Origin of the sequence: Streptomyces sp. NPDC053541, from assembly GCF_044544705.1 — a bacterium.
Taxonomy (GTDB): Bacteria; Actinomycetota; Actinomycetes; order Streptomycetales; family Streptomycetaceae; genus Streptomyces.
In genome coordinates, this window is sequence record NZ_JBITXM010000007.1 from 106,931 (window position 1) to 118,559 (window position 11,629).

8 protein-coding genes are annotated in these 11,629 nt (G+C 72.6%); 4 read left to right on the top strand and 4 right to left on the bottom strand.

What is annotated here, in order from left to right; genetic code table 11:
* Positions 1-89 precede the first annotated feature (89 nt).
* Positions 90-320: a hypothetical protein gene (locus ACIGW2_RS19195; protein WP_265864903.1), complete on the bottom strand. Its 231-nt coding sequence runs from the start codon at positions 318-320 to the stop codon at positions 90-92.
* A 435-nt stretch (positions 321-755) separates the two neighbouring features.
* On the opposite strand from ACIGW2_RS19195, the gene ACIGW2_RS19200 reads away from it, so the two are divergent.
* The 3 genes from ACIGW2_RS19200 (at position 756) to ACIGW2_RS19210 (ending at position 5,140) form a co-directional block, all read left to right on the top strand.
* Positions 756-2,873 carry a DNA topoisomerase IV subunit B gene (locus tag ACIGW2_RS19200; RefSeq protein WP_361580504.1) on the top strand — a complete coding sequence of 706 codons (2,118 nt, stop codon included), beginning with the start codon at positions 756-758 and terminating at the stop codon, positions 2,871-2,873.
* A 156-nt stretch (positions 2,874-3,029) separates the two neighbouring features.
* Complete coding sequence (locus ACIGW2_RS19205; RefSeq protein WP_361580506.1) at positions 3,030-3,551, top strand: DUF485 domain-containing protein; 522 nt, start codon at positions 3,030-3,032, stop codon at positions 3,549-3,551.
* Positions 3,548-5,140 (top strand): cation acetate symporter, encoded by a 1,593-nt coding sequence (locus tag ACIGW2_RS19210; protein ID WP_391653609.1) that lies wholly within the window; start codon positions 3,548-3,550, stop codon positions 5,138-5,140. The genes ACIGW2_RS19205 and ACIGW2_RS19210 overlap by 4 nt, the downstream gene beginning before the upstream one ends.
* 24 nt (positions 5,141-5,164) lie before the next feature.
* Here ACIGW2_RS19210 and ACIGW2_RS19215 read toward each other — a convergent pair whose 3' ends face one another.
* Together ACIGW2_RS19215 and ACIGW2_RS19220 are read right to left on the bottom strand one after the other, a co-directional pair.
* Entirely contained in the window at positions 5,165-5,860 is a 696-nt protein-coding gene (locus ACIGW2_RS19215) for a response regulator (protein WP_391653608.1), read from the bottom strand.
* Entirely contained in the window at positions 5,857-7,536 is a 1,680-nt protein-coding gene (locus ACIGW2_RS19220; RefSeq protein ID WP_391653607.1) for an ATP-binding protein, read from the bottom strand. Before ACIGW2_RS19220 ends, ACIGW2_RS19215 begins: the two co-directional genes overlap by 4 nt.
* Before the next feature lie 234 nt (positions 7,537-7,770).
* Between ACIGW2_RS19220 and ACIGW2_RS19225 the strand changes: the two genes are divergently transcribed.
* Complete coding sequence (locus ACIGW2_RS19225; protein ID WP_391653606.1) at positions 7,771-8,898, top strand: CobW family GTP-binding protein; 1,128 nt, start codon at positions 7,771-7,773, stop codon at positions 8,896-8,898.
* 236 nt (positions 8,899-9,134) lie between these two features.
* On the opposite strand, the gene ACIGW2_RS19230 is transcribed toward ACIGW2_RS19225, so the two are convergent.
* Positions 9,135-11,591 (bottom strand): DNA topoisomerase (ATP-hydrolyzing) subunit A, encoded by a 2,457-nt coding sequence (locus ACIGW2_RS19230; protein ID WP_399844600.1) that lies wholly within the window; start codon positions 11,589-11,591, stop codon positions 9,135-9,137.
* Between the last annotated feature and the right edge of the window lie 38 nt (positions 11,592-11,629).

Here is an 11,629-nt window from a genome sequence, read left to right on the forward strand (position 1 = left end):
CGGGCGGCCACCCCCCTCGGAACGCGGGGGTGGCCGCCCGTCGGCCGGTCGTCAGGAACCGGCCCGTGGCTCGTCGGGGATGCGAGGCGTCAGTGGTCGTCGCCCTGGGTGCGGGCCGGCACGTCGGTGAGCCGGTCCGTCTCATCCTGTATCTCTGCGGCGATCTTCTTGAGTTCCGGCTCGAACTTGCGTCCGTGGTGGGCGCAGAAGAGCAAGTCACCGCCGCTGACCAGGACGACACGCAGGTATGCCTGGGCGCCGCAGCGGTCGCAGCGGTCAGCGGCCGTCAGGGGGCTCGCGGGGGTCAGAACAGTAGTCACGTCGCCTCTTCTCTAGCTCGACGAGCTGTCGTACCAGGGTCAACATCCAACCAGGCCGAAAACGTTCCCGCTCGTGGCTTTTCCTCGAAACTTTTTCTTCCCAAGGTGGCTGTCTGCTGCCGGTTGGCGGCGAATGAGCCGTATTGCTTCGCTCTACGGGTTTCGCATTGCTGTGTGTGGTCGTGCCCTCCCGGCGGGTTGCCGGTTGTTCATGAGGACGTGCCCGGAGCCTAAATGGTTCATGCCTGGAAGGGAACGTGACGTTCGCGTCACCCCATCGAGGGATCGAACACCCATGCGACTCTGGACTAGCATGAGGAATCAGGAGGGTGGCGTGACAACGGCTCTACCAGGGCTCTGTACCCTCTGAACCGGTGCAGGCCGCCGTGCCTTACCCACCGGGCCAGATTTCAAATTCAGCGAGGAGCGAACCGCGTGACCGCCGAGACGTCCGTGCCGTCCAGTGCGCTGCTGACCGCAGACCGTGACGGTTCCAACTACACCGCGCGGCACCTGCTCGTCCTCGAAGGGCTCGAAGCCGTCCGCAAGCGCCCCGGCATGTACATCGGGTCCACCGACAGCCGCGGCCTGATGCACTGCCTCTGGGAGATCATCGACAACTCCGTCGACGAGGCCCTCGGCGGCTACTGCGACCACATCGAGGTCGTCCTCCACGACGACGGATCCGTCGAGGTCCGCGACAACGGGCGCGGCATCCCCGTCGACGTCGAGCCCAAGACCGGACTCTCCGGCGTCGAGGTCGTCATGACCAAGCTGCACGCCGGCGGCAAGTTCGGCGGCGGCTCGTACGCGGCCTCCGGTGGTCTGCACGGCGTGGGCGCCTCCGTGGTGAACGCGCTCTCGGCCCGCCTCGACGTCGAGGTCGACCGCAACGGCTCCGTCCACGCGATCAGCTTCCGCCGCGGCGTCCCCGGCATCTTCACCGAGCAGGGCCCCGACAGCCCCTTCGACCCCTCGGGCGGCCTGCGCAAGACCAAGCGCGTCCCCAAGACCCGCACCGGCACCCGCGTGCGCTACTGGGCGGACCGCCAGATCTTCCTCAAGGACGCCAAGCTCTCCCTGGAGACGCTGCACCAGCGCGCCCGCCAGACCGCCTTCCTCGTCCCCGGCCTCACGATCGTCGTCCGCGACGAGCGCGACCTCGACGGCATCGGCAAGAGCGAGGAGACCTTCCGCTTCGACGGCGGCATCAGCGAGTTCTGCGAGTTCCTCGCCCAGGACAAGGCCGTCTGCGACGTGCTGCGGCTCACCGGCCAGGGCACCTTCAAGGAGACCGTCCCGGTCCTCGACGACCGCGGCCACATGACCCCCACCGAGGTCACCCGCGAGCTCGGCGTCGACGTCGCGCTGCGCTGGGGCACGGGCTACGACACCACGGTCCGCTCCTTCGTGAACATCATCGCCACGCCCAAGGGCGGCACCCACGTGTCCGGCTTCGAGCAGGCGATCACCAAGACGGTGAACGAGGTGCTGCGCGCCAGCAAGCTGCTGCGCGTCGCCGAGGACGACATCGTCAAGGACGACGCCCTGGAGGGCCTCACCGCCGTCGTCACCGTGCGCCTCGCCGAGCCGCAGTTCGAGGGCCAGACCAAGGAGGTGCTCGGCACCTCGGCGGCCCGCCGGATCGTCGCCAACGTGGTGAGCAAGGAGCTCAAGGCCTTCCTGACCTCCACCAAGCGGGACGCCAAGGCCCAGGCCCGCGCCGTCCTGGAGAAGGCCGTCGCCGCCGCCCGTACCCGGATCGCGGCCCGCCAGCACAAGGAGGCGCAGCGCAGGAAGACCGCCCTGGAGTCCTCCTCGCTGCCCGCCAAGCTCGCCGACTGCCGCAGCGACGACGTGGAGCGCAGCGAGCTCTTCATCGTCGAGGGCGACTCCGCGCTCGGCACCGCCAAGCTCGCCCGGAACAGCGAGTTCCAGGCACTCCTTCCGATCCGCGGCAAGATCCTCAACGTCCAGAAGTCCTCCGTCTCGGACATGCTGAAGAACGCCGAGTGCGGAGCGATCATCCAGGTCATAGGAGCGGGCTCCGGCCGCACCTTCGACATCGACGCCGCGCGGTACGGAAAGGTCATCATGATGACCGACGCCGACGTCGACGGCTCGCACATCCGCACCCTGCTGCTGACCCTCTTCCAGCGCTACATGCGGCCCATGGTCGAGCAGGGCCGGGTCTTCGCCGCCGTGCCGCCGCTGCACCGCATCGAGCTGGTCCAGCCCAAGAAGGGCCAGGACAAGTACGTGTACACGTACTCGGACAACGAGCTGCGGCAGACCCTGCTGGAGCTCCAGCGCAAGGGCGTCCGCTACAAGGACGCCATCCAGCGCTACAAGGGCCTCGGCGAGATGGACGCCGACCAGCTGGCGGAGACCACCATGGACCCCCGCCACCGCACCCTGCGCCGGATCAACATCGGCGACCTGGAGGCGGCCGAGCAGATCTTCGACCTGCTCATGGGCAACGACGTGGCGCCCCGCAAGGAGTTCATCACCAGCTCCGCCGCCACCCTGGACCGCTCCCGCATCGACGCCTGACGCGGCCGGCGGGTCCGTGGACCCGCCGCGCCGTCCACCGGCCGGCCCACCCGATACGACTGTCGGACGGGCCGGTCCGCCATGTCCGGGCTTCCGTCACCTGATGGGGTGAAGAAGGCGGGAGAAGAGTCCGGGATCCGCCCAGTCTGTCCATCCTTGGGCACGCGGCCGAAACGGTTCGCTGACAAGGAGAGTTCACCGGTGGAGAAGCAGGACGGGCTCGGTGCCGCGGAGGTGCGGCTCGACGACCCCTGGTACGACGAACTCGCCGCCGGCTGGGGCGAGCACGACGGGGCGGCGGCGGCCGGCGCCGTCCCCCGCCCACAGGCCCCGGACCCGGCCGGCGGCCACAGCGCCGCGGACATCTATCTGGAGGTCCAGCGGAGCCCCGCCTTCCAGGAAGTGCGCCGCCGATACCGCCGCTTCGTCCTCCCGGCCTCGCTCGCCTTCCTGCTCTGGTACCTGGCGTACGTCGTGGCCGCCACCGCCGCTCCCGGCCTGATGGCCCGCCCGGTGGCCGGCGCGGTCAACGTCGCGATGCTCGCCGGGCTCGGCCAGTTCGCCACCACCTTCCTGCTGACCTGGGCCTACGCCCGGCACGCCCGGCTGCGCCGGGACCGGGCCGCGCTCGAACTGCGCTGGGACACCCAGGAGATGACCCGGGGAGCGCGGCGATGACCGGAGACCACCAGACCCTCGCGCTGCTGCTGTTCAGCGCCTTCATCGCGGTCACCCTCGGCATCACCACCTGGGTCAGCCGCAACCGGCACGGCTCCGCCGAGGAGTTCTACGCCGGCGGCCGGCTCTTCTCGCCGCTGGAGAACGGCTTCGCCATCGCCGGCGACTACATGTCCGCCGCCTCCTTCCTCGGCATCTCCGGCCTCATCGCCCTCTTCGGCTACGACGGCATGCTCTACTCCGTCGGCTTCCTCGTCGCCTGGCTGGTCGTGCTCCTGCTGGTCGCCGAACTCGTGCGCAACTGCGGCCGCTTCACCCTCGCCGACGTCGTCGCCGCCCGCATGGCCGAGCGGCCGGTCCGGATCGCCGTCGGCACCTCCTCCGTCACCGTCTCCGTGCTGTACCTGGTGGCCCAGATGGTCGGCGCCGGCAGCCTCGTCGCCCTGCTGCTCGGCGGCACCAGCGACGCCGCCCGCTCCTGGACCGTGATCGGCGTCGGCGCGCTCATGGTCGTGTACGTGTCGCTCGGCGGCATGCGCGCCACCACCTGGATCCAGATCGTCAAGGCCGTCCTGCTCATGGCCGGCACGATCGCCCTCACCCTGCTCGTCCTGCTGCGCTTCCACTTCGACGTCGACCAACTGCTCACCACCGCCGCCGAACGCAGCGGCCACGGCCGGGACTTCCTCGCGCCCGGGCTGCGCTACGGCGGCGACTGGACCGCCCGGGCCGACTTCGTCAGCCTGGGCCTCGCGCTCGTCCTCGGTACCGCCGGGCTGCCGCACATCCTGTCCCGCTTCTACACGGTGCCCACCGCGCGGGCCGCCCGCCGCTCGGTCGTCTGGTCCATCGGCCTCATCGGCGGCTTCTACCTGATGACGATCGTGCTCGGCTTCGGCGCCGCCGCCGTGGTCGGCCCCGACGCCGTCCGCGCCTCCAACGCCGCCGGCAACACCGCCGTGCCGCTGCTCGCCCTCGACCTCGGCGGCGGGGCCGGCTCCACCGGCGGCACCGTGCTGTTCGCGGTCGTCGCCGCCGTCGCCTTCGCGACCATCCTCGCCGTGGTCGCCGGCATCACCCTCGCCTCCTCGGCCTCCGTCGCGCACGACCTCTACGCCTCGCTGCGCCGCCCCGGCGGCAGGCAGCGCAGCGAGGTGGCCGTGGCCCGGCTCGCCGCCGCCGGCATCGGGGCCGCCGCGATCGGCCTCGGCCTGCTCGCCCGCGACCTCAACGTGGCCTTCCTGGTCGGCCTCGCCTTCGCCGTCGCCGCCTCCGCCAACCTGCCCGCGCTGCTCTACTCGCTCTTCTGGCGCCGCTTCACCACCCGCGGCGCGGTCTGGTCGGTGTACGGCGGGCTCGTCCCGGCCGTGCTGCTCGTGGTGGTCTCGCCGGTCGTCTCGGGCAGCCCCGAATCGCTGTTCCCCGGCGTCGACTTCCAGCTCTTCCCGCTGCAGAACCCCGGCGTGGTGTCCATCCCGCTGGGCTTCCTCGCGGGCTGGCTCGGCACCGTGACCTCCCCGGAGCCGCCGGACGAGGCCCGGCACGCCGAGACGGAGGTACGGGCCCTCACGGGCGCCGGAGCGGTCTGAGGAGTCGGCGGGCCACGGCGCGGCTCAGCCGGTCGCCGCCGGGCCCGCCCACGCGTACCGGTGCTCGGGGCGGCCCGTCTCGCCGTACTTCAGCGACAGCCGCACCCGGCCGGTGCGCTCCAGGAGCTTCAGATAGCGCTGGGCGGTCTGCCGGCTCACCCCGGCCCGCTCGGCGATCGCCTGCGCCGACAGCGGTCCGTCCGCCGCGAGCAGCACCTGCCGCACCAGTTCGGCCGTCGTGGGGGAGTGCCCCTTGGGCAGGTCCGGGACGACGGAACCGGCGGACAGGGCGCCGAAGATCCGGTCCACCTCGGCCTGCTCCGCCTCGCCGCCGCCGTCCAGGGTGCGGCGCAGGCCCGCGTACGCCTCCAGCTTGGCCCGCAGGCCCGCGAAGCCGAAGGGCTTCACCAGGTACTGCAGCGCCCCCTGCCGCATCGCCGCCTGGACGGTCGCCACGTCACGGGCCGCCGTCACCATGATCACGTCGGTCTGCCGGCCGAGCGCGCGCAGCTCCCGGACCACCGCCAGACCGTTGCCGTCCGGCAGGTAGTGGTCGAGCAGCACCAGGTCCACGGCGGGCTCCGGCGCGGTCAGCGCGGCGAGCGCCTCCGCCGCCGAGTGGGCCACGCCGACCACCCGGAAACCCGGCACCTTCGCCACGTAGGCGGCGTTGACCCGCGCCACCCGCACGTCGTCGTCGACGACCAGGACGCCGATCACCAAGCCTCCTCCGCGACCACGGGCGCGAGGGCGCCGTCCGCCCCTCCGTCCGCCTCGCCGAGCGCGTCCGGCAGCAGCACGGTGAACTCGGCGCCGCCGTCCGGCCCGGTGCCGACCACGGCGCTGCCGCCCCGCCGCTCCGCGAGCCGGCGCACCAGCGGCAGCCCGAGGCCCCGCTTGCCGTGAGCCGGCGGCTCCTTGGTGCTCCAGCCCTCCGCGAAGATCAGCTCGCGCCGCTCCTCGGGCACGCCGGGCCCGCTGTCGCCGACCCGCAGGACCACCGTGCGCCCCTCGGCCCGCAGCTCCACCTCCACGCGCGCGTGCGGCGTGCCGGAGGCCGCGTCCAGGGCGTTGTCCACCAGGTTGCCGACGACCGTGACCAGCTCGCGCGGGTCCACCAGGCGGTCCGGGAGCAGCGAGCCGGGCGCGACGCGCAGCGCCACACCGCGCTCGGCGGCCACGGCCGCCTTGCCGACGAGCAGCGCGGCGACCAGCGGGTCGTGCACCTTCTCGGTGACCTGCTCGGCAGTCGCCCGGTGCACGCCGACCACCTCGGTGACGAACTCGACGGCCTCCTCGTACATCTCCAGTTCGAGCAGGCCGAGGAGGGTGTGCATCCGGTTGGCGTGCTCGTGGTCCTGGGCGCGCAGCGCGTCGATCAGACCGCGCGTCGAGTCCAGCTCGCGGCCCAGGCGCTCCAGCTCGGTGCGGTCGCGGAGGGTCGCGACGGCGCCGCCGTCGTGGGTCGGCATGCGGTTGGCGATCAGGACCCGGCTGCCACGCACCGTGACCAGGTCCTCGCCGGTGGCCCGGCCCGCCAGCACCTCGGTGGTGCGGCCCTCGCCGAGCACCTCCTCCAAGGGGCGGCCGGTGGCCTCGGGGCCGATGCCGAGCAGCCGCTGCGCCTCGTCGTTGACGAGCCGGATCCGCCCCGCGCCGTCGATCGCGACGACGCCCTCGCGGATGCCGTGCAGCATCGCCTCGCGCTCGGCGAGCAGCGCGGAGATGTCGGAGAAGGCCAGGTCGTGGGTCTGCCGCTGGAGCCGGCGGGAGATCAGCCAGGCGGCCAGCGCGCCCGCCGCCAGGGCGCCGCCGGCGTAGCGCAGCAGCCCGGGGATGGCCGCGACCAGGCGGTCGCGCACGCTGTCGTACTCGATGCCCACCGAGACGGCGCCGACGATCTCGCCGCGCCGGTCCCGCAGCGGTGCCTTGCCGCGCGCCGAGCGTCCCAGGGTGCCGCTGTCGATCTCCATCACGGTGCGCCCGGCGAGCGCGGCGCTGGGGTCGGTGGACACCCGCCGCCCGATCTGGGCGGGGTCGGTGTGCGACCAGCGGATGCCGGCGGTGTCCATCACCACCACGTACTCCGCCCCCGTCGAGCGCCGGATCCGCTCGGCCTCGGTCTGCACCGGGCCGTCCGGCGTGGGCCGGGTGGTGGCGAGGTCGGCGGCGACCTGCGGGGAGGCCGTGGTCTCCGCGATGGCCAGGGCCCGGCGCATGGCCTGGTCGTCCAGCTGGGCGCTGAGCGGGGCGAGGAAGAGCCCGGTGGCGAGCACCGTCACCCCCGTCGCGACGGCCAGCTGCATCAGCAGGACCTGCGAGAACACCCGCCGCGGCCACCCGATCCTGCGCCGGCGGCCGGGCGGCCGCGCGGGCGGGGAGGCTGCGGGGCTCATGCCGGAAACGGTACGGGCAGGAGGTCGCCGACCGGAAATGCCGGGCCGCATCGCCGGGCGCGGCCCGCGCCGTGCGGCGCGCCGAGTCGGTCGGGCCCCGGGTCCGGCGGCCCCGAGGCCCTGGTCCCGCCGCCGGCCCGGGCGCCTCGCCGCGCGGGGCGCGGGGCGGCACGCGCGCGTGCCTATTCTGGGGGCTTCGTCATCGCAGGCACCGAGCGTACGGAGGCACGATCCTTGACCACGCCGCAGATCCCCGTCGTCGTCCTGGCCGGGTTTCTCGGGGCGGGGAAGACCACCCTGCTCAACCATCTGCTGCGCAGCGCGCGGGGGACCCGGATCGGGGTGATGGTCAACGACTTCGGTGACATCGGCATCGACGCCATGACCGTGGCCGGTCAGGTCGGCTCCACCGTCTCCCTCGGCAACGGCTGTCTGTGCTGCGCCGTGGACGCGAGCGAGCTCGACACCTACCTGGAGGTGCTCACCCGGCCCGAGCTGCGGCTCGACGTGATCGTCATCGAGGCCAGCGGCCTCGCCGAGCCGCAGGAGCTCGTGCGCATGGTGCTGGCCAGCGACAACGACCGGATCGTCTACGGCGGTCTGGTCGAGGTGGTGGACGCCGCGGAGTTCGCGGCGACCCGGGAGCGGCACCCGGAGACGGACCGGCACCTGGCCGTCGCCGACCTGGTGGTGGTCAACAAGGCCGACCGGGTGCCGGCCGAGCGGCTGGCGGCGGTGCGCGGCGAGGTCGCCGAGCTCGCCCCGCGCGCCGCGGTGGTGGAGGCCGCGCACGGGCGGGTGGATCCCGAGCTGCTCTTCGACCGGGTGGTGCCGGAGGGCGAGATCGAGGGCCAGATGTCGATCGAGGACATCCTGTACGGCGAGGACGCGGACGGGGCGGAGGCGCACGCCCACCCGCACGCCGCCTACGAGACGCTGTCGCTGACCGCCGCCACCCCGCTGCACCCGCGCCGGCTGATGGCCTTCCTCGACGCACGGCCCGAGGGGCTGTACCGGATCAAGGGCTTCGTCGACTTCGGCGCCGCCGACCCGGCCCACCGCTACTCCGTCCACGCGGTGGGCCGCTTCCTGCGCTTCTACCCCGAGCCCTGGCCGGACGGCGAGGAGCGGCTGACCCAGCTGGTGCTCATCGGCTCCCGCATCGACGCGGCGGGCCTGCGCGCGGAGCTCGCCGGCTGCGAGCTGGGCGGCCCGCAGGACGTGCCCGACGAGCACGCGATGTGGGGCGTGCTGCGCTACGTGCCGCGGACCGAGGAGCCCTCCGAGGATCCGGACGGCTCCGAGGAGCACGACCCCTCCGGGGAGCAGGCCGACGCCTACCCGGAGACCGTCGCCGGCTAGACCGTCTCTTCCGCATCCTGCCGGGCTCCCGACTCCCTCAGGCTTCGCCCGGGTGGGGGTGCCCCCGGCGGAGCCTGGGGGAGTGCCCCCCGAACGGCCTGATCCGAGAGAAACGACCTGGGCGACGAGCGGCCGGACGGCGTCCGGCGAGGTGCCCGCGGTGGTGCGTGCACACGTCGGAGCCCCCGGCTCCGCGCTCCTCGCAGCGCGGAGCCGGGGGCTCCGTCAGGATCCGGTCAGCTGGCCGGGCCGGCCACCACGTCGACCGGCTTCGCCAGCGGCGTGCCCGAGCCGTCCCGGCGCGGGTCCGGCTCCGGCAGCTCGGACGGCGTGCCGTTCCGCTGGGCGGCCCGCGCCGGTGTGGCGCCCGCCCAGGCGAACACCAGCAGGTCCTCGCCCTTCAGGAAGCGCTGGCAGCGCACACCGCCGGTGGCGCGGCCCTTGCGCGGGTACTGGTCGAACGGGGTCAGCTTCGCCGAGGAACCGGCCGAGGCGTCCAGCGTGCCGGAGCCGCCGGCCACCGTGAACACCACCGCGTCCGCGGCCGGGTCCACCGCCGTGAAGGAGATCACCTCGGCGCCGGCCGCCAGCTTGATGCCGGCCATGCCGCCCGCCGGGCGGCCCTGCGGCCGCACCTGGGAGGCCTGGTAGCGCAGCAGCTGGGCGTCGGAGGTGATGAAGACCAGGTCCTCGTCCCCGGTGCGCAGCTCGGTCGCGCCCACGACCCGGTCGCCCTCCTTGAGGGTGATGACCTCCAGCTCGTCCTTGTTCGCCGGGTAGTCCGGCACGACCCGCTTGACCACGCCCTGCAGGGTGCCGAGCGCGAGGCCCGGCGACTCCTCGTCGAGGGTGGTCAGGCACAGCACCGTCTCGTCCGCCTCCAGGGACACGAACTCCGCGAGCGGCGCCCCGCCCGCCAGGTTCGGCGCGGTGGCGGTGTCCGGCAGCTGCGGCAGGTCGATCACGGCGACCCGGAGCAGCCGGCCGGCCGAGGTCACCACACCGACGTCGCCGCGCTGGGTGGCCGCCACCGAGGAGAGGATCACGTCGTGCTTGGCCCGCTTGCCGTCCTGCGCGGCCGGCAGCGTCTCCGTCACCGTGCGGGCGAGCAGGCCCGTGGAGGAGAGCAGCACCCGGCACGGGTCGTCCGCGACTTCCAGGGAGGTGGCCGCGACCGGCGCGCCCGCCGACTCCAGCAGGACGGTGCGCCGCTCGGTGCCGAACTTCTTGGCGACGGCGGCCAGCTCCGCCGACACCAGCTTGCGCAGCTCGGCGTCGGACTCCAGGATCCCGGTCAGCTCGTCGATCTCGCCGGTGAGCCGGTCGCGCTCGGTCTCCAGCTCGATCCGGTCGAACTTGGTGAGCCGGCGCAGCGGGGTGTCCAGGATGTACTGCGTCTGGACCTCGCTCAGCGAGAAGCGTTCCATGAGCCGGGACTTGGCCTCCGCCGAGTTCTCGCTCTCCCGGATCAGGCGGATGACCTCGTCGATGTCGAGCAGCGCGACGAGCAGGCCCTCCACCAGGTGGAGGCGGTCGCGCTTCTTGCCGCGGCGGAACTCGGAGCGCCGCCGCACGACGTCGAAGCGGTGGTCGAGATAGACCTCAAGGAGCTCCTTGAGGCCGAGGGTGAGCGGCTGTCCGTCGACCAGCGCCACGTTGTTGATGCCGAAGGACTCCTCCATCGGCGTCAGCTTGTAGAGCTGCTCCAGGACCGCTTCCGGCACGAAGCCGTTCTTGATCTCGATGACCAGGCGCAGACCGTGGTTGCGGTCGGTGAGGTCCTTGACGTCGGCGATGCCCTGGAGCTTCTTGGAGCCGACCAGGTCCTTGATCTTGGAGATGACCTTCTCGGGGCCGACCGTGAAGGGCAGCTCGGTGACGACGATGCCCTTGCGGCGGGCGGTCACCGTCTCGATCGTGGTGGTCGCGCGGATCTTGAAGGTGCCGCGGCCCGTCTCGTAGGCGTCCTTGATGCCGGACAGGCCGACGATCCGGCCGCCGGTGGGCAGGTCGGGGCCCGGCACGAAGCGCATCAGCGCATCCAGGTCCGCGTTCGGGTGGCGGATCAGGTGGCGGGCGGCCGCGACGACCTCGCCCAGGTTGTGCGGGGGCATGTTGGTCGCCATGCCGACGGCGATCCCGGAGGCGCCGTTGACCAGCAGGTTCGGGTACGCGGCGGGGAGCGCGACCGGCTCCTGCTCCTGGCCGTCGTAGTTCGGCGTGAAGTCGACGGTGTCCTCGTCGATGGACTCCGTCATGAGCAGCGCCGCCGGAGCCATCCGCGACTCCGTGTACCGCATGGCGGCCGGCGGGTCGTCGTTGCCCAGCGAGCCGAAGTTGCCGTGGCCGTCGACCAGCGGCACGCGCATGGAGAAGGGCTGCGCCATGCGCACCATCGCGTCGTAGATGGACGCGTCGCCGTGCGGGTGCAGCTTGCCCATGACCTCGCCGACGACGCGGGCGCACTTGACGAAGCCGCGGTCGGGGCGCAGGCCCATCTCGTTCATCTGGTAGACGATGCGCCGCTGCACCGGCTTCATGCCGTCGCGGGCGTCGGGCAGCGCGCGCGAGTAGATCACCGAGTACGCGTACTCGAGGAAGGAGCCCTGCATCTCGTCAACGACGTCGATGTCGAGGATTCGCTCCTCGAACGCGTCGTCCGGCGGCGGTGTCTTCGTGCTGCGGCGGGCCATCGCGGCTGCGGCTCCTTCACCAACAAGGTTGATCTGAC